The 18,240-nt window shown below is 63.6% G+C and carries 19 protein-coding genes and 2 pseudogenes; 12 read left to right on the forward strand and 9 right to left on the reverse strand.

The genetic code is table 11. The features are described 5' to 3' along the window. Positions 1-140: 140 nt before the first annotated feature. The 3 genes from OKW35_RS27525 to OKW35_RS27535 all read right to left on the reverse strand — a co-directional run bounded on the left by OKW35_RS27525 (position 141) and on the right by OKW35_RS27535 (position 3,595). Positions 141-1,478, reverse strand: coding sequence for an AAA-associated domain-containing protein (locus OKW35_RS27525; RefSeq protein ID WP_429553666.1), 1,338 nt, complete (start codon positions 1,476-1,478; stop codon positions 141-143). Between the two features lie 10 nt (positions 1,479-1,488). Continuing rightward, positions 1,489-3,240 carry an ABC transporter permease gene (locus tag OKW35_RS27530; protein WP_429553667.1) on the reverse strand — a complete coding sequence of 584 codons (1,752 nt, stop codon included), beginning with the start codon at positions 3,238-3,240 and terminating at the stop codon, positions 1,489-1,491. A 214-nt stretch (positions 3,241-3,454) separates the two neighbouring features. After that, on the reverse strand, positions 3,455-3,595 hold the full coding sequence (locus OKW35_RS27535; protein ID WP_429553668.1) for a hypothetical protein: 141 nt from the start codon (positions 3,593-3,595) through the stop codon (positions 3,455-3,457). Between the two features lie 1,059 nt (positions 3,596-4,654). On the opposite strand from OKW35_RS27535, the gene OKW35_RS27540 reads away from it, so the two are divergent. After that, positions 4,655-6,151: a carbohydrate porin gene (locus OKW35_RS27540; RefSeq protein ID WP_429553669.1), complete on the forward strand. Its 1,497-nt coding sequence runs from the start codon at positions 4,655-4,657 to the stop codon at positions 6,149-6,151. A gap of 141 nt (positions 6,152-6,292) precedes the next feature. On the opposite strand, the gene OKW35_RS27545 is transcribed toward OKW35_RS27540, so the two are convergent. Beyond that, entirely contained in the window at positions 6,293-6,634 is a 342-nt protein-coding gene (locus OKW35_RS27545; RefSeq protein WP_184009880.1) for a carboxymuconolactone decarboxylase family protein, read from the reverse strand. Between the two features lie 117 nt (positions 6,635-6,751). Here OKW35_RS27545 and OKW35_RS27550 point away from each other — a divergent pair, with 117 nt between their 5' ends. Then, the gene (locus OKW35_RS27550) at positions 6,752-7,732 is read left to right on the forward strand and encodes a cupin domain-containing protein (protein WP_429553670.1); all 981 of its coding nucleotides are present in this window, start codon (positions 6,752-6,754) and stop codon (positions 7,730-7,732) included. 25 nt (positions 7,733-7,757) lie between these two features. Here OKW35_RS27550 and OKW35_RS27555 read toward each other — a convergent pair whose 3' ends face one another. Both OKW35_RS27555 and OKW35_RS27560 read right to left on the reverse strand, forming a co-directional pair. Next, positions 7,758-8,330, reverse strand: coding sequence for an FUSC family protein (locus tag OKW35_RS27555; protein WP_429553671.1), 573 nt, complete (start codon positions 8,328-8,330; stop codon positions 7,758-7,760). 71 nt (positions 8,331-8,401) lie between these two features. Continuing rightward, positions 8,402-8,797 (reverse strand): annotated as a pseudogene (locus OKW35_RS27560) (PLP-dependent aminotransferase family protein); the annotation flags it as partial. Between the two features lie 65 nt (positions 8,798-8,862). Here OKW35_RS27560 and OKW35_RS27565 point away from each other — a divergent pair. The 6 genes and pseudogenes from OKW35_RS27565 to OKW35_RS27590 all read left to right on the forward strand — a co-directional run bounded on the left by OKW35_RS27565 (position 8,863) and on the right by OKW35_RS27590 (position 13,590). Continuing rightward, positions 8,863-8,967, forward strand: a complete 105-nt coding sequence (locus tag OKW35_RS27565; RefSeq protein ID WP_429354220.1) for a hypothetical protein — start codon at positions 8,863-8,865, stop codon at positions 8,965-8,967. A 147-nt stretch (positions 8,968-9,114) separates the two neighbouring features. After that, positions 9,115-9,165 (forward strand): annotated as a pseudogene (locus OKW35_RS27570) (hypothetical protein); the annotation flags it as partial. A 12-nt stretch (positions 9,166-9,177) separates the two neighbouring features. After that, positions 9,178-9,288, forward strand: coding sequence for a hypothetical protein (locus tag OKW35_RS27575; RefSeq protein ID WP_429553672.1), 111 nt, complete (start codon positions 9,178-9,180; stop codon positions 9,286-9,288). A 53-nt stretch (positions 9,289-9,341) separates the two neighbouring features. After that, complete coding sequence (locus tag OKW35_RS27580; protein ID WP_429553673.1) at positions 9,342-9,920, forward strand: YadA C-terminal domain-containing protein; 579 nt, start codon at positions 9,342-9,344, stop codon at positions 9,918-9,920. Next, entirely contained in the window at positions 9,880-10,665 is a 786-nt protein-coding gene (locus OKW35_RS27585; protein ID WP_429553674.1) for a response regulator transcription factor, read from the forward strand. The genes OKW35_RS27580 and OKW35_RS27585 overlap by 41 nt, the downstream gene beginning before the upstream one ends. A 159-nt stretch (positions 10,666-10,824) precedes the next feature. Next, positions 10,825-13,590, forward strand: coding sequence for a LuxR C-terminal-related transcriptional regulator (locus OKW35_RS27590; RefSeq protein WP_429553675.1), 2,766 nt, complete (start codon positions 10,825-10,827; stop codon positions 13,588-13,590). Positions 13,591-13,628: 38 nt separating this feature from the next. On the opposite strand, the gene OKW35_RS27595 is transcribed toward OKW35_RS27590, so the two are convergent. Further along, entirely contained in the window at positions 13,629-14,042 is a 414-nt protein-coding gene (locus OKW35_RS27595) for a DUF3175 domain-containing protein (RefSeq protein WP_429553676.1), read from the reverse strand. A 62-nt stretch (positions 14,043-14,104) separates the two neighbouring features. Then, complete coding sequence (locus OKW35_RS27600; protein ID WP_184059940.1) at positions 14,105-14,608, reverse strand: PRC-barrel domain-containing protein; 504 nt, start codon at positions 14,606-14,608, stop codon at positions 14,105-14,107. Between the two features lie 300 nt (positions 14,609-14,908). Here OKW35_RS27600 and OKW35_RS27605 point away from each other — a divergent pair, with 300 nt between their 5' ends. Both OKW35_RS27605 and OKW35_RS27610 read left to right on the forward strand, forming a co-directional pair. Further along, positions 14,909-15,220 (forward strand): hypothetical protein, encoded by a 312-nt coding sequence (locus OKW35_RS27605; protein WP_429553677.1) that lies wholly within the window; start codon positions 14,909-14,911, stop codon positions 15,218-15,220. A gap of 87 nt (positions 15,221-15,307) precedes the next feature. Next, positions 15,308-15,604, forward strand: a complete 297-nt coding sequence (locus tag OKW35_RS27610) for a hypothetical protein (RefSeq protein WP_187616657.1) — start codon at positions 15,308-15,310, stop codon at positions 15,602-15,604. Positions 15,605-15,631: 27 nt separating this feature from the next. Here OKW35_RS27610 and OKW35_RS27615 read toward each other — a convergent pair whose 3' ends face one another. Further along, a complete protein-coding gene (locus OKW35_RS27615; protein WP_429553678.1) occupies positions 15,632-16,939 on the reverse strand; it encodes a DNA topoisomerase IB in 1,308 nt (435 codons plus the stop codon). A gap of 171 nt (positions 16,940-17,110) precedes the next feature. Here OKW35_RS27615 and OKW35_RS27620 point away from each other — a divergent pair, with 171 nt between their 5' ends. Beyond that, positions 17,111-17,455: a chemotaxis protein gene (locus OKW35_RS27620; RefSeq protein ID WP_429553679.1), complete on the forward strand. Its 345-nt coding sequence runs from the start codon at positions 17,111-17,113 to the stop codon at positions 17,453-17,455. A 202-nt stretch (positions 17,456-17,657) separates the two neighbouring features. Next, complete coding sequence (locus tag OKW35_RS27625; RefSeq protein ID WP_429403039.1) at positions 17,658-18,209, forward strand: type 1 glutamine amidotransferase domain-containing protein; 552 nt, start codon at positions 17,658-17,660, stop codon at positions 18,207-18,209. Positions 18,210-18,240: the final 31 nt, after the last annotated feature.

Consider the following 18,240-nt stretch of genomic DNA (forward strand, 5'->3'; position numbering starts at 1 on the left):
GCCCGAATCTTCATCGATGGGCCGCGCGAGTTTCATGCTCGCGCGCGTGGGCCTGAGGCGGTCGACTGGAAAAACCGCCAACTCGTGAAGACGATCCACCGCTCTCAGGTTTTCCGCGGCCATTTCGTTTCGGCACTCGCTCAGGTCTCGACGTCCGCGAGACTGAAAGTCTCCGTCTTGTCGTTGTACGAGAAGATTTCCGCGTAACGACCCCAGTCGATCACCGCATCGAGTGTCTCCTGCGCCGCGCTGTCGGACAGCAGGTCCTCGAGTTCCTGCTCGAAGCGCACGCGCGGCGCGCGATGTCCGGGCCGTTCGTTGAGCACCTGTCTTATTCGCGCGGCGAGCGGCACGCGCTGCAATAAATGATCGGCGAACATGATCTTGCGCTCCTGCGTGCTGCCCTCGGCGAATCGATGCGCGGGTGGCGTCAGGAACACGTCACCCTCGCTGACTTCGGCAAAGCCGAGGTACTGCAGCATCTCCGCGATCGGGAACAGTTCGTCGACTTCCAGCTGCAGTGTGCGCGCGATCTCGGGCATGTCGGCGCGGCCGTTGTAGGGCGCTGCAGCGAGCGTTTCGAGCAGACCCGCCATCAGGTTGGTCGACACGTTCGGCAACCAGCTGCCGGGTTCGAGTTCGCGTTTGGCCGCGGTGTCGCTGGGGCGCGCGGTCATCTTCGCGTAGATTTCGTCGACGAGCGCGCGAAAATCCGGGTCGAGCCGGTTGCGCGGATGCGCGAACGGCACTACGGTCTCGGCCACCACGCGCCCGGGGTTCGACGACAGCACGAGAATGCGATCGCACATGAACACGGCTTCCTCGATGTTGTGCGTGACGATCAGCACCGACTTGATCGGCATGCGGTCCTGGTTCCACAGGTCGAGCAGGTCGGTGCGCAGCGTTTCGGCGGTCAGCACGTCGAGCGCGGAGAAGGGCTCGTCCATCAGCAGGATGGTCGGATCGACGACGAGCGCGCGCGCGAAGCCGACGCGCTGCCTCATGCCGCCCGACAGTTCGCGCGGATACGCATTTTCGAAACCATCGAGGCCGATCAGATCGATCGCGGCGAGCGCGCGCGTGCGCCGCTCCTCGACGCCGACGCCGAGCGCCTCCAGCCCCGCTTCGACGTTCTGCAGCACCGTCAGCCACGGAAACAGCGCGAAGGTCTGGAACACCATCGCGACACCCTCGGCGGGACCGTCGAGCGGCTTGCCCAGGTAGGTCACATTGCCGCTCGTCGGCCGGATCAGACCGGCGATGATGCGCAGCAGCGTCGACTTGCCCGAGCCCGAGCGGCCGAGCAGTCCGACGATTTCGCCCTCGTGCAGCGTCAGATTGACGTCGTCGAGCACCAGCAGGTCGCTCTGGTTTTTATGGAAGCCGCGGCTCACGTGCTCGATGTTCAGCACTTGCGCGCCCACGCGCGGCGACGACTGGAGCCGGTCGGCGGGAATGGCTTGAATGACGTTTTGCATGGGTTCACTCCTAGTCGAGTCGCAGCCTGATTTCGGCAAAGGCATACAGGGGGCGCCACAGCGCGCGGTTGAATAGCGTGACGAATAGCGACATCACGGCGACGCCAAGGATGATCTTCGGAAAGTCGCCCGCGGCGGTCGTCTCGGCGATATAGGCGCCGAGGCCGTGCGCGACCACATTGGTATCGCCCCACTGGACGAACTCGGACACGATGCTCGCGTTCCACGCGCCGCCCGATGCGGTGATCGCGCCAGTTACGTAGTAAGGGAATACGCCCGGCAGCATCAGCTGGCGCCACCATTGCCAGCCCCGGATGCGGAAATTGATGGCCGCCTCGCGGTAGTCGTTCGGATAGGCGGTCGCGCCCGCGATCACGTTGAACAGGATGTACCACTGCGTGCCGAGCACGATCAGCGGCGACAGCCAGATATCCGGATTCAGATGAAAGCGCACGATCACGATCACGAACACCGGGAACAGCAGGTTCGCGGGGAACGCGGCGAGAAACTGCGCGAGCGGCTGGACCTTCTCGGCGAGCGCCGTACGCAGGCCGATCAACACGCCAATCGGTACCCAGATCACCGAGGAGATCGCGATCAGCACGGCGACCCGCAGTAGTATGATGAGCCCGAGCACGAACACGTGACCGACCTCGTCGAGCGTGACGCCGGCACGCACATAGGCGACGACGCGATAGATCGCATAGACCGTCAGCACGAATACGAGCACGCCGCACATGATGTCCCCCACGCGCGTCGATTTCTCGCCGCGCGGTCCGCTGGCGCGTCGCGCGCTCGCGAAAGGCACACGGAACGGAATGCGTGCGGTGGTCGCGAGCATCACGCCCGCCGGCGTCAGCAACTGATGAATCAGACGTGTGCGCCGCATCGTGTCGAGCAGCCAGGACTGCGGCGCGTTGCCCGAAGTCGTGGTCTCCATGCGGAACTTGTCGGCCCACGCGACGAGCGGACGGAACAGCAACTGGTCATAGGCGAGAATCACGACCGTCATCGCGAGGATGACCCAGCCGACCGCGTGCAGGTTCTTGTCGCTGATCGCCTGCGCCAGGTAGGCGCCGATGCCCGGCAGCGTAACCGTATGATTGCCGACCGTGATCGCTTCGGAAGCCACGACGAAGAACCAGCCGCCCGACATCGACATCATCATGTTCCAGATCAGGCCGGGCATCGAGAACGGCACTTCGAGTTTCCAGAAGCGCTGCCATGAAGTCAGATGAAAGCCGCGCGAGACTTCGTCGAGATCGCGCGGCACCGTGCGCAGCGACTGATAGAAGCTGAACGTCATGTTCCACGCCTGGCTCGTGAAGATCGCGAAGATCGCGGCGAGTTCGGCGCCGAGCACGCGGCCCGGGAACATCGCGAGGAAGAACGTCACCGTGAACGAGATGTAGCCGAGCACCGGCACCGACTGCAGGATGTCGAGAATCGGCACCAGCACGAGACCGGCGCGGCGGCTCTTGGCGGCCAGCGTCCCGTAGACCAGCGTGAAGATCAGCGACGCGACCATCGCCGCGAGCATGCGCAGCGTGGTGCGCATCGCGTACTCGGGCAGGTTGGCCGGATCGAGCGAGATCGCCTGCGTCTTTAGCGTCGACATCGGCGCGAGCGTCTCGTGAAAGCCGATCGACGCCATCGCGATCAGGCAGATGATCAGCGGGAACGCGACGAAGTCCCATCCGTTTGGACGCAGCCGTCGTGCGGATGCATTGGCGGTGCGGTTCAGGTTGAAACCGAACTCCATCAGTAACCTCCGGGGCCGTGGGTATTTGCGCACAGCGAAGTCGTGCCGCCGTACAGGGCGGCGACACATGCATCGATTCGCGAGGGATTGTTGAGTTGGAACATGACGAATCGCAAGTTGACGAAAGGGCTCATTCAGCAAGCAACGGCCACGACGAGGCAACGCCACAATCTTTCGATAATGGCGTTGATTCGTGACAGAAACCTGGCAGGACTTAAGAGAGCAGCGACCCGATTCGGCACCACAGCGTGACAAGCCGATTCGATTGGACCGGATCGAGCGACAGAAGCGACTCGTAGTGAGCGCGCGACTCGTTGCGATAGGGCAGATGCGGCAAAAGCAGAGCGAAATACATGACGTTTCTCCGCGCGTCGTATGTGACGCGGCAAGCGGAAAGCGGGCAGACGGTCCAACGTCGCACGCTTGGCGCGGCGTCAGGTTGCTAGCTGCTTTCCTTCTCTAAGGCTGAAGGGAAGGGGCATAAACAACAACTGTCACTGTCGGGCATGGGGCTCCTCGTCGGGTTGAACTGCGCTCAGGCACGCAGCGTGGTTTTACCGGCCTCGCCAGAACCCGCGACCAGGCGCGGGTATCGGCGAGCTTCGGCCGCAAACCCGAAGGCTTGCGAGGGCGTGCCAGTGCGGACGAGCGAAGGCCGCGTCCACATGGCGCTCATGATCGAGGTGCACGAAGAAGATTTGCTACGGCGCGCACCGTTCTGCCTGCTGGCGGAACGGCGGCGCGGGGAAGGGGCGCGGACGTTCTGCCGGTCAGGCAGTGAAACTGTTCGAAGATCGACTACTGCAGGTGTCCAAGGCATCAGCCCCATTTGAGAAGACGGGCGAATTCTAGACGCGGTAAAAACCCGGAGTCAACCAGATTCTGTAAGCAGAGCCAACATTTATCGACGAAGGCTTGCGCAACGAGTTCGAGAATCATTGCGTGCGGCCCCGAGAACCCGACGTTGTCTTTATGCGTTTTTTTACTTGCGCTTTTTCGGGCGACGTCAATACAATTCGCCCCAACGTATCGAAGGAGTCACCCATGGACGCATGTTCAGGCAGTGGAAGTCCGATGCCGGCCAGCGCCGGCAACACAACCGCGAGATAGTCGCCGCAGGTTCACTCCTTCGCCGCTAACTCGCCCCATTCGGGTTAGCGCGCTTCAATTCTGACCGGCCTTTGCTGCCGGTTTTCCGTAGCACGCTTCCTCTTTTCTGACCGTCGTCTGCAACCTCTGCTTGCAGAGGCGGTTGCGCTTTCGCATTGCGCTCGTTGTGCGCCGGAGTGCGTCACGGTAACGTCGCTGGCTCGCGCGAGCTTGCATGCCGGCAATGAATTGAACACACGTTTGCCATCTGCGTGTGCGAACAACAACGGAGCGATCCGCCTATAACTTCAACCCCAGATACGTGATGGAAAATATCTACAAGCGCAGACCGCAGAGCTCCGGCGGTGCCATCGCCGTGAGCGCGGTTCTTTCTCTCGGCCTCGTTCCTTGCGCGTTCGCGCAGACACCCGGCGAAGCCGCGCCGACGCAAGCGGCGCCATCGACCGCCCCGGCCGCCCCGGCTCCCGGCGCCACGGACAATGCGGCGCCCGCCGATCAGAGCGTCGCCGCGCCCACGGAATTGTGGGAGCGCCCGAACCTGCTCGGCGACATGGGCGGTTTGCGTCCGTGGCTCGGCAACTACGGTGTGACTTTCAATCTGCAGGAGACCGGCGAGTACATGGGCAACCTCTCGGGCGGGACGAATCGCGGCGGTGCTTATCAAGGCTTGACCGAGTTCGGACTCGTCGTCGATACGCAAAAGGCGTTTGGATTGCCGGGCGGCACTTTCAACGTGTCCGGTCTGCAGATTCACGGCACGAGCCTGACCGCCAGAAATCTGCAAACGCTGCAAACCGCGAGCGGCATCGAAGCCGACGCCGCGACCCGTCTGTGGGAACTGTGGTATCAGCAGTCGCTCGGCAACGTCGACGTCAAGATCGGTCAGCAGAGTCTCGATCAGGAGTTCATGGTCAGCCAGTACGCGGCCACCTTCATGAACGCGACGTTCGGTTGGCCAGTGCTGCCGTCCGTCGATCTGCCGGCGGGCGGCCCGGCCTATCCGCTGTCGTCGCTCGGCGTGAGGGCGCGGGCGTCGTTCGCGAACGGAGTAACCGTGTTGGGCGGCGTATTCGACGGCAATCCGGCGCCAGGCGTCGGCGATCCGCAAAAGCTCAACGCGAGCGGCACGAACTTCAATCTCGGCAACGGCGTGCTCGTGATCGGCGAACTGCAGTACGCGATCAACCAGCCGTCGGCGAATGCGTCCGATCCGAAGCCGGCCGGCCTGCCGGGCACCTACAAGCTCGGCTTCTGGTACAACAGCAACCACTTCGCGGATCAGGGTTTCGACACGAGCGGCCTGTCGCTAGCGAATCCGGCGAGCAACGGCGTGCCGACGAGTCATCGCGGCAACTACAGCTTCTACGCGGTCGCCGATCAGATGGTGTGGCGCGCAGGTTCCGACAGTCCGCGGTCGCTCGGTGTGTTCGCGCGCATCATGGGTGCGCCGGGCGATCGCAATCTGGTCGATCTCGGCGTGAATGCGGGCGTGACGCTCAAGGCGCCGTTCAAGGGGCGCGACAACGACGTGGTCGGGCTCGCACTCGGCTATGCGAAGATCGGCTCGCACGCGCAGGATCTTGCGAGCGCGCAGCCGCTGTACACGCCGGGCTATCCGTCGCGCAGCGCGGAGACGATGCTCGAAGCCACCTATCAGTATCAGGTCGCGCCGTGGTGGATGCTGCAAGCGGACTTCCAGTACTTCTGGCGGCCGGGCGGCGGAATTCCGCATCCGGACGATTCGTCCCAGCGCATCAAGAACGAAGCGGTTCTCGGTTTGCGCACGACGATTCAGTTCTGAGGAACGGTCACCAGGCTGGTAGGCGTTTGATCGATCGCTGCAACAAGGGCCGCGCGCCGCATCGCCGGACATGATCGGTCGATGCGGCACGTAAGGACGGACGACGACTTGGCGATCGCTGCGGCTAATCATCAGTCTCGCTTACCCCTGCGTGTGCGCGGCGACCGCGTCCAGCGTGCGCGCCGAGTACACCAGCGTCGCGCCCGCGTTGATCGCCATCGCGACGCCGAGCGCTTCGGCGATTTCCTCGCGGGTCGCGCCGTGCTTCAGCGCCTCGGCCGTATGGACCGTGATACAGCCGTCACAGCGCAGGCTGACCGCTACCGCGAGCGCAATCAGCTCGCGCGTTTTCGCGCCGAGCAGATCGGTCTTCTGACCGGCGCTCGACATCGCCTGATACGCCTTCACGCTTTCGGGCGCGAGCTTTGACATTTCGCCGATACGGCCGAACAGTTCCTTGCGGTAATCGATCCAGTTCAACATGGCAGTGCTCCTTGGTCCATTGCGCGCCGGCGGTTGCCGGCGTCGTGGGACAAAGTATTGCGCCGCGCCGCGATATCCTGAATACTGATTCGACTCAACTTTTAGCGCGCTCGTCTCATGGACACGCTCAGTCGCCTGATCGACCTTGCCCGGCCGCAAGCGAGTCTCGATCTTCGCTGCCTGCTATCAGGCGCATTCGACATCGATCACGCGCCGCTGGAGGCCGGCGTCGCGCCGTTTCATCTCGTGCTCGACGGCAGCTGTGTGATCGAGACTGCCGCCGGCGAGCCGCTCGAATTGCAGGCCGGCGATTTCATGCTGTTTCCGCGTGGCGCCGCGCATCGCATGCGCGACGTAAAGCGCTCGGCGGGTGGCCTGCCGTTGACGCTCGGGCATGACGGCATGCTGCCGGTGCGGCGCAACGATGGCCACGAAACCACTGCCACGGCCGCGCACGCGCCCAACGACAGCGCGATTCATGACGGCGTCGATCTGCTGTGCGGCCGCTTCGTCTATGCACCCGGTTCATCGGCGTTGCTGCTCAATGTGCTGCCCGATCCGCTGCACGTATCGCTCGGGGATGCGCAAACGCTCGATGCGTTGCAGGCGGTGATCACTCTGATGCGCGGCGAAGCGGAGCGGCGTCAGCCTGGCGCGCTCGCGATCGTGACGGCCTTGAGCCACGCGCTGTTCGCGATGGCACTGCGCGTGCACGGCGAGCGCAATGCGAACGGCACCGGGATGCTCGCGTTGCTGACGGACGCACGCCTCGGCGCATCGGTGCAGGCCATGCTCGACGCGCCCGAACGCGCATGGACGATCTCTGAACTCGGCGAGCGTGCGGCGATGTCGCGCGCGACCTACTCGCGCCACTTCAACGAGCGCGCGGGCGTGACCGTGATGGATTTTCTGACGCAGATCCGCATGGCGATCGCCAGCGATCTGCTGTTGCGCACACAACGCAGCGCGGCGGACATCGGCGAGGCGGTCGGCTATCAATCGGAGGCGGCGTTCGGCAAGGCGTTCGCGCAAAGCGTCGGTGTGACGCCGGGACGTTACCGGCGCCGCACGCCAACGGACGATGCTCTGGAGGACTGACTAAAGACTCAACGCGTGGGCGATTCTATCTGGGCGGTCCGCCCTTGCTGAACGCGCGCCTTTCGAACGACGCCATCAGTCGCGCGACCACGAGCGCGCAGACCGTGCCGAGCGTCACTTCGGCAAGCCGCAGCAAGGCCTTGTCCCACGCCGGGCCGACGCCTGGCGCCAGCAGCATGATCGTCGCGGTGATGCCGCCGAGGCGCGCTGCGCTGCCGACGTTGACGACCCAGCAGATCAGGATCGCGACCGCCACGGTCGCCGCGTACGCGGCAAAATGGCCGCCGCCCGCGAGCGTGCCGATCAGCCCGAAAATACCGCCGACCATCGCACCGATGAACTGGTCGCGCGACAGCTTGCGGGTGTCGATATAACTATGCTGGCTCACCGCGATCGCGGTGATCGCGGCCCAGAACGCCTGCTCGGTGTGCAGCGCGCGAGCGATGCCGAACGCGAGACTCGCGCCCGCCACGGCCTGCACGGCCATGAAGCCGCCCTCGATCAAGCGGTCGCCGAGCGGCAGCGTCTTCAGGAAAGCGAACAGCGCATCGGCGGCGTGCGTGCGCGAGGAAGGGCTTGAATCGTCGGACGGAGTCATCGGATGAAGGCGGCTCGGCTGGGCAGGGGGTGCCGTATTCTAGCGGCTCCGCTTTACGCTTCCACTGCTAGCTAGATCGTGCCGAACAGCGCACGCGGCCGGTCGCGCAGCGTGTGCGCGAGAATCAGCAGGCCACGCGTCAACTGCTCGCGCGACTCGGCGCAAGCGAGGTTGATGCGCACGCCGTGCTCGACCGTCGAGCGATCGACCGCGAACGCGGATGCGGGCATCGTGTTGACCCCGCGCGCGAGCGCGTTTGCCGCGAAGTCGTCCGAGCGCCACGGCGGCGGCACGCGCAACCACACGAACATGCATGCGGGGTCGCTCTTCAGATGCTCGGCGGGCAATAGTTCGCGCGCGATCTCCTGGCGCGCGCGCAACTCGGCGCGCTGCGCGTCGAGGATCGTCTGCGCGGTGCCGTCCTCGATCCAGCGCGTTGCGATCAGCGTCGACAGCGGCGCAGGCATCGACATCCGACGATGCGATCGCGGCGATCAAGGACGGCCGCGTGCAACCGGGCAAGGTCGTCGTGATGCGCGGCGCGGGCGTGCGCCCGACCGATGCCGTCAATTTTAGGCAATTGACTTCGTTGTCGACTTCGACCTCAACTGACATCAGCACGCACAAAGCGACGTAACGTCGCTTTCCGCCGCGCTGAGCACGACCAACAGCAGCCTCGCTTCCCTGTCCACCGGCCTCGGCGACGCGGTCCGGTACGACGACCCCATCCCACACGAAAGTCACGCTCGGCGGCGCGGGTTCGTCGGCGCTCGGCGCGAATGCGGTTGCGGCCGCGCCCAACTCGGTCGCGCTCGGTGCGGGCTCCGCCGCCAGCGACGCGAACTCAGTGTCGATCGGCTCGCTCGGTCACGAACGGACGATCTCGAACGTCGCGCCGGGCGTCAGTCCGACCGACGCGATCAACATGCAGCAGTTGGACTCGGTTCAGCAGGGGTGAACGCGGCGGCGCGCCAGGCCTATTCAGGCATCGCCGGCGCGACCGCGTAGACGATGATCCCGGACGTCGACCCCGGCAAGACCCTCGCGGTTGGAATCGGCTCGGGCAACTACAAGGGCTACACGGCCGTTGCAATCGGCTTTTCCGCGCGCGTGACCGCCAACCTGAAGGTCAAGGGCGGCGTCGGTACGAGCGCGACGGGGAAACCGGCTGTATGTCCGCGACGATCCCGATCCATTACCGCCGCCGACGCGCGGCCGGATGCTCGCGCGCCAGATCGAATCGCTGATAAGGGGGGGGGATCGTGCAATATGAGCCCCCCCTTCGAAAACACCATCCCCCCCTCCGAAAGGGGGGGATTTGAAAAGCGACTGGCTCTATCTTTCTTCTCGAAATTCACAACGCATACGGAGCCGGCGCCGCTGGCCGCTCACGCCGACCTGGTGCCGTATGCGATTTTTTATGTTGGCTTTTTCGTCCTGTTTGAACTGCTTGCTTGTGTGAGGGGAATTCCAGATGCGAATGTCTTTCGCAGCATCTGTCGAGCGGGCCGGTCTTCAAGTCGCCAGGGCGAAAGAAAAAAGGTGATAGATGAATATCCTGTTGGTGGAAGACGATCCCGCGCAAGCTGATTCGGTCGAAAGGGAAATCGGGCAATCCGGGCATCGAATAAACAAGGTCGAGCGGGGCAAGGACGCAATCAGTTTTCTTCAGGCCAACGAGGTCGATCTCGTGGTGCTCGACTGGGAATTGCCGGGCATGAGCGGTTTCGAGGTGCTGTACTGGATACGCCGTCACCTGGGCCGCGAACCCGCGGTGCTGTTCGTGACCAGCCGACTTCTGGAAGTCGACATCGTGCAGGCGCTGGACGCCGGCGCGGATGACTACGTCGTCAAGCCGTTCCGGGCCAAAGAGCTGGGGGCACGGGTAGGCGCGCTGTTGCGTCGCACAAGACGCAGCATCAAGGTGGAAAGTGCAATCGCGGTTGGGCCGTACATATTCGACGTCACGCAGCGCAGTGTTTTTCTGCACGGCGAATCGATCTTGTTGACGGAAAAGGAATTCGACGTGGCGGCCTATTTCTTCGCGAACGTCGGACGGGTCGTTTCCAAGCGGCTTCTGGCGAAGCTTGCGTGGGGCCGCGAGCTGGATAGTACGTCGCGCACGATCGACACGCATATCTACCGGCTGCGACGCAAGCTGGCCCTGCATCCGGACAACGGCGTGCGATTGACGACCGTCTATACGCACGGCTACCGCCTTGACGAGGCCGATGCTGGCAGCGCGGAAGCGCAAGCGCCGGCGAGCACCGAGCCGGAAGACGCTGTCGCGAAGAACGACGGGTCCGAGCAGGGCGCGCAAAGCGATCTCCGCTAGCGATCCGACACGAGACCATGAGCGACCTGAAGCGGATTGCGCTGGTCGCGCCTCGTTGCGCGGCTCCTCATTGAGTCGTCACACGGTTCGGCGTATCTTGAAAACAAATTCACAACGACCCTCCATGCCTCTCACGGATAGCCGGTGAGAGGACACCTCATGAATACAACCGCTGATAGTTTCGAGCGTGAATGGATCGTGTCGCTGATCCAGACCAAGATGATGCCGCCGCGTCTTCCCGCGGGTTGCGTGCAACGGCCGGGATTGCTCCGGCGACTCGATGAACGACGTCCGCGTCACATTACGCTCGTGACCGCGCCCGCGGGTTTCGGCAAAACGACCTTGCTTGCCGCGTGGAGCGAAGCGCAAACGAGAAAGAAGCGTCCCGTTGCGTGGCTCAGTCTCGATGGAGAAGACGACGATCCGCAGCAACTCGGGGCCTATCTGGTGGCGGCGCTTTGTCGCGCGTCGAAGGAGATCGCGTGGCAGGCACAGCAACTTCTCGATAACGATGCACACACACCGGTCAGAACGGTCATTTCAGTGCTGATCAATGGCATTGCCGCATACGGCCGCGGTGTTTTCCTGGTGCTCGACGACGTCGACCGTCTGAGCGCGAAACCCGTTCTCGCGATCGTGTCGCGCCTGCTGCGCTACGCGCCCGACAACCTGCACGTGCTGCTCGGCGCGCGCGGTGAACCGGCGCTGTCGCTGAGCGGGCTGCGCTCGCCCGACAAACTTTCGCGTGTGAATGTCGACGATCTGCGCTTTTCGCTCGACGATGCTCAGGCGTTTTTCGACCACACCGGTAACGCGCTGCTCAACCGCAACAGCGTCGAGTTGTTGAACAGCGCGACCGAAGGCTGGGTGGCCGGTTTGCAGCTGGCCTCGCTCGGACTGAACCGGATCGATGACGTGGCCGCGCTCGCCAGTCATCTCGCCGGTTCCCGCTTCGGCATCGATCGCTACCTGAACGATACGGTGTTTGCGCATTTGCCGCCGCCCATGCTGACGTTTTTGCTTTACACGTCGATTCTCGAGCGGCTTACGGCGACGCTGTGCGACGATGTCATGGGCGGTGAGGGCGAAAGCGGAGAAAAGCTGGACTGGCTCGAGCGGCATAACGTGTTCATCCGGCCGCTCGATGAGACGCAGAACTGGTATCGCTATCACGCATTGCTGAGCGATGCGCTTCGCCGCCGTCTCATGCGTCAGACGCCACGACAGGTTCCGTTGCTGCATCGCCGGGCCAGCCTGTGGTTCGCGCGGGCTCGCCTGTGGCGCGAAGCCGTGCGACATGCGCTGGCAGCGGGCGACATCGGGCAGGCGGTGCAGTGGGCCGAAAACTGTGCGATGGAGATGCTCCAACGCGGCGACCCGTTCATGCTGCCGGGCTGGATTCGCAAACTGCCGCCGGACGTGATCGCGGGTCGACTGCGCTTGCGTCTGGTGAAAGCCTGGGCTCTCGCGATGTCGCTTGAGACCGCGCGCGCGTCGAAGGAGATCGGCGAGATTGCCGACGAGTTCGAACGAATGGCCCGTGATGATCGGTCGGTAGCCGACGAGGTCGCATGGGCGGAGATCAACGCGATCCACGCGGTGATCGCTTGCGTGAACGACGACAGCGAACATGCACTGGAACTCGGGCGTGCCGTTGAGGCATCGACGGCGCCTGCGGAACCGTGGGTACGCCATTACGGGCAAAGCGCGGAGATTTTCGGCTTGATGTATAGAGGGCAGTTCGCCTACATCTCCCGCGTATGGAGAGCGCGGGTCGATCAGGTGGGACTCAGCCGGAAACCGAACAGCGCGGATATGTTGCGCGACGCGGTGTACGGCATCGCCGCGCTGATACACGGCGAACTTCCCGATGCGAGGCGGGTGATGGAGGTCGCGATGCGGTACTCCGAAGACAAGCTAGGAGAGTGGTCGGCGGGCGCGGCCGCGGTAGCCGGTTGCCTTGCGTCGATTTACTACGAGTGCAACGAGCTGTCCAAGGCGCGGAAGTTGATCGACGGTCGCATGACCATCGCGCTGGAGACTTCGCCGCTCGCCGCATTGATGCGCTATATGCTTACCGCGTCGCGCCTGCTGTGGCGGGATGGCAAAAAAGGTCCGGCACTCGCCGTTCTCGAGGACGGTCGACAGCTCGCGATAACCCGTCGATGGTTGCGTCTGAAGCTCGCGTGCGATGCGGAAACCGTCAGACAGCTGCTTGCCGACGGTAGGGTGGTCGAGGCGCGACAGGTCACCGACGAACTGAGCGCGAGCGTACCGATGATGTGCGAAGGGCGACGGGGTTCGGCGATGGAAACGTGGGCAAGCTACTGCGTGCTGCAAGCCCGCGTTCTGCTCGCTGAAAATGCCGCCGGCGACGCGGTTGGTTTTCTCTCGCGCTCACTCGACAATCTGGTTGCACTGGGCTGGCGCTATGCCGAGGCCGTCGTTTCGCTGCTGCTTTCTCTCGCGCATGAGCAGAACGGTGCTTCGGAACAGGCGTTCGCCGCGCTGGGAAACGCGGTGCGGATCGGCGGCGCGATGGGGATGATCAATAGCTTCGTGGACGAGGGGCCGCCGATGCGTGCGTTACTGGAACGCTTTCGCCGCACGCCATCGGAAATCGCGACCGGGCACGCCACGTATATCGGCACGGTGCTGTCGGCTTTCGACGAGGCGGATAACACGCCATCTTCTTCGTCGAGCTATGCCAACACGAAGATAACGCCGGGCACACTGAGCGCGCGAGAACTCGAAATACTGGGCTACGTCGCTCGCGGGCTGTCCAACAAGGAAATCGGACGATCATTGAATCTGGCACCCGAGACGGTCAAATGGCACATGAAGAACGTGTTCGAAAAACTGAACGTCAATTCGCGGTACGAGGCCGTGCAGAGTGCCTTCGGCATTCAGCCTGGAGCCGACTGAAGCGCCGTGCCGCGTGATGGCGCCGTCATCCGGTCACCTCACCGCGGCTCTCGTCCAAACGCTTCGCGCAGCTTGCGCTTGGCCCGCTGCAACGTATCGCGCCGCTCCTTCGGCAGGTTTCGGCCCGCTCGATTGATGTAGAAATTGAGCATCGACATCGCCGATTGAAACGGCGTGCCCTTGCGTCGACGGCTCGCCGTCGACGAGTGCTTCAACGATTGCGCGATGGACTCCGCGCTGCCGGTTTTGAAAATATCCTTCTGGATGTCCATCGCGTCGCTCGTTTCCATTACGTGATGCGACCATCTCTTCGCGCCGGATACGCTGCTCGACTTCGCGGTTTTGGCGCGATGTGCGGGATGCGCCTGCGCATGCCGCTGACGCGCTGGCCGTCCCGACTTGCCACGAGACACAGGGCGTTTCGATTTGCTGCTGGTCTTTCGGGTCGCCATTGTGTTGTCTCCTGAAGCGGAATGTCGGACTCGCCACGCGTCGAAAATGGTCGATTTGGCGATCAGAGCTTCACGCCACCGGCCTCGGGCGCATCCGACGAACCCGCGGGAATGTCACCGACGCCGAGGTCGTCGCGCCTCGTATAGACGTCGCCCCAGTACGGTTCGCTGCCGTAGTACTGATGCACGGTGGTGGCCCACGTCTGATCCGCCATCGATGGCCAGTGATCCTTATCAAATCCCGGTGCGTTCTTCACGCGCTCGGCCACCATGTTCAGCACGAAGCATTTTTCCTGCGTATCGAGTGTCAGCGCACTCCACGGAATCGCGAGCAGCTTGTCGCCGATGCCGAGAAAACCGCCGCTCGACAGCACCGCATACGCGACGCGGCCCGAACGCACGTCGAGCATGATGTCCTTGATCTTGCCGATGTGCTCGCCGTCGCTGCTGATAACCTTGTTGCCGTCGAGCGTAGCCGCTGCCATAACATCCGGACCTGGGCCTTCCGCGGTCGCGGCGCCTTTACCGACGATGTTCGCACCTTGTGTCTGGGTCTGCATCACCATGATGGGCTCCTTTTTGAAGGGGTGAATGTACCGAGGCATTTAGCAACGGCCGTTCCATCTAGCCATGCGGCGCCGTTACGCCGTGGCGCGCGGCGCATCCGCGCGACGAGGCACCGCGTGCGTAAAGGATGCGAGCGCGTTTGCAATTATTTCGTCAGTGCCGACGCCAGCGCTGATCAGCAAAGCGCGATGCGCGCATGCGACGACTGCATCGCGCGGCATAGGCCTTGCTCGATTCTCAGTGATGGCAGCAGGGAACCGAAGGATCTCACCCGTCCTTTTACTTCAGGGAGAACCCAGATGAGCAAGTATCCGAAGGCATGGCTGTTCGCGGCATGTGTGGTCGCGTCGGGCGCCGTCGCGTCGGGCGCCGCGTTCGCGCAGGCGGGCGGCGGTAACGGCAATAGCGGCGCCGGCGGCGGCAACGCGCATGGCGCGGCGACCGCGGCGCCGACGGCGGGCAACGAGCCCGCGTCGAATGTCACGGGCAGCACCATGGGATCGACTTCGTCGATGAAACATCATCACAAGAAGTCGAAGGCAAACAAGCCGATGACCGATACGACGAACACGCCCGGCGCCAATGCCAGCAGCGATACGAAGGGACAGTAACGCTGGATCGATGCGGGCGCGGCCATGCACCTGTGCGTTCATCGTAACGCGCCGGCGGTATCGCGCTCCCCATCGAGGGAGAAAATCGTGACTAAGAAGATTCATTATCAGGCGAACATCTGCGGCGGGGACTTCGCGCATGTTCGCGAGTGCTTCAGCAACTGGAAGGCCGAGACGCTCGTGTATCGTCGGCAACAGCCGATGTTCGAAGGCAAGCAGGAAGTGCGGCCGTTGTCGGAGCGTGTGTTCGACAACGGTGAAGTCGCGCATAGCACGCTCGCGCGCGTATGTTCGCCAAACGATGCCTATGCGCTGGCGGCGGAGATACGCGACGGCGAACGCGACGTTTGGCTCGTGATGGCGGCGTTCGAGGAAGACGTTTGAGCCGGGGTCGATTCAGCGCTGAGCCCGTCACTGGGCCGGCGGTTTCGGTTCGGAGGCCATTTCCCGCGCAGCGCGCCGCGTACGCACGCGTGCCGTGGCTCGCAAATGTGCCGCGGCGCTTTTGTCTTTCGCGGCGGTGGCTTTCTTGCGCACCACGCGCGACTTTTTTAGCAGACTCGTCAACGAAGCGTTGATACTGTCGTCGACCGACGACTCCCGCGTCTTGCGTCCTTTGGCACCGGATGCGCGCGCGAGTTTCGCCGCACGCTTTTCCGCCTGCGCGAGCAGCACCGCAAAGGCCACTTCATCTACCTTGAGTCCGCGGCGCGATTGGCCTGGCGCGAGGCTCTGCAACTCGTCGGCCTCGAACGCGCTGATGACCGCTGGGTGGATATAGCAGCGCCGGCAGACGGCGGGCGTATTGCGTAGCAGCGTCGCCACTTCTTTCACGATCGCGACGATATGACGACGCGCTTCGGCCGCGCTGCTGCACATCAAGCGGCGCGATGCCGCGAGCGCGTACACGCTGCCGGCCCACGTGCGGTAGTCCTTGGCGGTGAAGTCCGCGCCGCTTACGCGGCGCAGGTAGTCGTTGATATCCGTCGAGCCGACGCTGTGGCGCGTGCCGTCTTCGTCGAGATACTGGAACAGGTCGTGACCGGGCAGCTCCGCGCAACGTCGCACGATGCGCTTGATGTTCGGATTGTCCACTGTCACGTCGTGCTCGATGCCGCTCTTGCCGCGAAACTGGAAGCGCAATTGACCGGCCCTGATCTTCACGTGCTTCTTGCGCAGCGTCGTCAATCCGTACGAGTGGTTATCGCGCGCGTATTCTGCGCTGCCGATGCGGATCAGCGTCGTGTCGAGCAACTGCACGATGGCCGCGACGACCTTGTCGAGCGGCATGCCGGGCAGCTTCAGATCACGCGCCACGCGCGCGCGGATTTTGGGCAATGCGCGGCCGAACTCGGCCATCCGTTCGTACTTGTCGGCGTCGCGCGTTTCGCGCCAGCGGGGGTGATAGCGGTACTGCTTGCGGCCGCGCGCGTCGCGGCCGGTCGCCTGCAGATGACCGCGGGGATCGGGGCAGATCCACACGTTTTCGTACGCGGGTGGAATCGCGAGCGAATTGATGCGTTGAATCTCGTCCTCATCGACGATGCGCTTGCCGTCGACGTCGAAATAGATGAAGCCGTTCCGGTCGCGCTTGCGTGTGTAGCCGGGCCTCGTGTCGTCGGCGTGGCGCAGTCCCGGCGGCATCGGTTGGGGTGCGGTGTTGCCGTTCGCGGTGGTCGGGCTGCGTGATGTGGTCGTGGAATGAGTCGCGGTAGCCATTGTTGCAGGTAGAAGTTTCAAACCCGGTTCGAACCGGTTCGCCGAGTAGGTGCGATGTGCGCCGTGTGATCGGCGGGAAGCAAGGGGGATGCCACTGGTAGGTGACCAGCGCGCTGAGGCGGAACGGTCCTTGCGGAAAAGTCGACGTGACCAACCGGAAAGGGAGCTTTCATGAGCAGCACACTCAACCCCGATGAAGAGCCGCAGCAGACCGTCAAGCAAACGTCCGGCACGACGGGCGCGCTGGGTCCCAGCGACTCGTCCGATAGCGGCAGCGACGTGGCGGGCGCGAGGCGTCACGATTTCGACGTCGATACGGAGCTCGACAATCACGCGCTCGAAGCCGGCGACGCCGCACTCGGCAGCGATACCGATCGCTCAGGTACGGGCGAGCGCGCGTCGGCCGATGGCGATTCGACGTTGGAGATGGACCGCGATATCGACACCGACCACGTCGTCGAACCGCAAGTGCCGCCGGGCGCGGAACGCTCCGGCGAAGACGAAACCGACGTCTGACCACGGCGCTTTTGCACACGCGGCGGCTCGAGCTGAACGGCGCAACCGCAGCGTCGGTGCATCGCCAACGTAATGTCAGCCCGCTGAACACTGCCTCAACCAGGCACGTGTTTTGCGTAACCACGCTTAGCGAAGGCGCAGACCTATGCACATGCCTCACGGGCAAGCGCATGAGCGCGGCGCCGCATGAAGGAGAGCACACATGACTGATGCACTGAATGGCTACAAGGTAGCCGTACTCGCCGTAGATGGTTTCGAGCAGGCAGAACTCATGGAGCCGAAACGCGCGCTCACCGAGGAGGGCGCGACGGTCCATGTGATCTCGGCGAAGCCGGGCAAGATCCAGGGCTTCAAACACGTCGACAAGGGCGATACCGTCGACGTCGATGCGACCTTCGACAAGGCCAGTCCCGACGACTACGACGCGCTGGTGTTGCCGGGCGGCGTCGTGAACGGCGACGCGCTGCGACTGCTGCCGCAGGCGCAGGCGTTCGTCAAAGCGGTCGACAACGCGAAGAAGCCGATCGCGGTGATCTGTCACGGCACGTGGCTGCCGGTATCGGCGGGGATCGTCAAGGGGCGCACGGTGACGAGCTGGCCTAGCCTGCAGGACGATATTCGCAACGCGGGCGGCACGTGGGTCGATCAGGAAGTGGTCGAGGACGGCAATCTTATTTCGAGCCGCAAACCCGACGACCTTCCCGCGTTCAACAAGGCGCTGATCGCGCAACTGACGAAGCGCAAGGCGGCTTGATCGCGGGCGGCGCGCGCGTTGGCTTCGGAGC

It is taken from the genome of Paraburkholderia sp. MM5477-R1 (assembly GCF_050436385.1).
Lineage (GTDB): Bacteria > Pseudomonadota > Gammaproteobacteria > Burkholderiales > Burkholderiaceae > Paraburkholderia > Paraburkholderia tuberum.

Bases quoted from the DNA above. Each gene is read 5' to 3' on its own strand.
- OKW35_RS27525 (WP_429553666.1), bottom strand. From the start codon at position 1,478: ATGCAAAACGTCATTCAAGCCATTCCCGCCGACCGGCTCCAGTCGTCG.
- OKW35_RS27530 (WP_429553667.1), bottom strand. From the start codon at position 3,240: ATGGAGTTCGGTTTCAACCTGAACCGCACCGCCAATGCATCCGCACGA.
- OKW35_RS27535 (WP_429553668.1), bottom strand. From the start codon at position 3,595: ATGTATTTCGCTCTGCTTTTGCCGCATCTGCCCTATCGCAACGAGTCG.
- OKW35_RS27540 (WP_429553669.1), top strand. From the start codon at position 4,655: ATGGAAAATATCTACAAGCGCAGACCGCAGAGCTCCGGCGGTGCCATC.
- OKW35_RS27545 (WP_184009880.1), bottom strand. From the start codon at position 6,634: ATGTTGAACTGGATCGATTACCGCAAGGAACTGTTCGGCCGTATCGGC.
- OKW35_RS27550 (WP_429553670.1), top strand. From the start codon at position 6,752: ATGGACACGCTCAGTCGCCTGATCGACCTTGCCCGGCCGCAAGCGAGT.
- OKW35_RS27555 (WP_429553671.1), bottom strand. From the start codon at position 8,330: ATGACTCCGTCCGACGATTCAAGCCCTTCCTCGCGCACGCACGCCGCC.
- OKW35_RS27565 (WP_429354220.1), top strand. From the start codon at position 8,863: ATGCGCGGCGCGGGCGTGCGCCCGACCGATGCCGTCAATTTTAGGCAA.
- OKW35_RS27580 (WP_429553673.1), top strand. From the start codon at position 9,342: ATGATCCCGGACGTCGACCCCGGCAAGACCCTCGCGGTTGGAATCGGC.
- OKW35_RS27585 (WP_429553674.1), top strand. From the start codon at position 9,880: ATGAATATCCTGTTGGTGGAAGACGATCCCGCGCAAGCTGATTCGGTC.
- OKW35_RS27590 (WP_429553675.1), top strand. From the start codon at position 10,825: ATGAATACAACCGCTGATAGTTTCGAGCGTGAATGGATCGTGTCGCTG.
- OKW35_RS27595 (WP_429553676.1), bottom strand. From the start codon at position 14,042: ATGGCGACCCGAAAGACCAGCAGCAAATCGAAACGCCCTGTGTCTCGT.
- OKW35_RS27600 (WP_184059940.1), bottom strand. From the start codon at position 14,608: ATGGTGATGCAGACCCAGACACAAGGTGCGAACATCGTCGGTAAAGGC.
- OKW35_RS27605 (WP_429553677.1), top strand. From the start codon at position 14,909: ATGAGCAAGTATCCGAAGGCATGGCTGTTCGCGGCATGTGTGGTCGCG.
- OKW35_RS27615 (WP_429553678.1), bottom strand. From the start codon at position 16,939: ATGGCTACCGCGACTCATTCCACGACCACATCACGCAGCCCGACCACC.
- OKW35_RS27620 (WP_429553679.1), top strand. From the start codon at position 17,111: ATGAGCAGCACACTCAACCCCGATGAAGAGCCGCAGCAGACCGTCAAG.
- OKW35_RS27625 (WP_429403039.1), top strand. From the start codon at position 17,658: ATGACTGATGCACTGAATGGCTACAAGGTAGCCGTACTCGCCGTAGAT.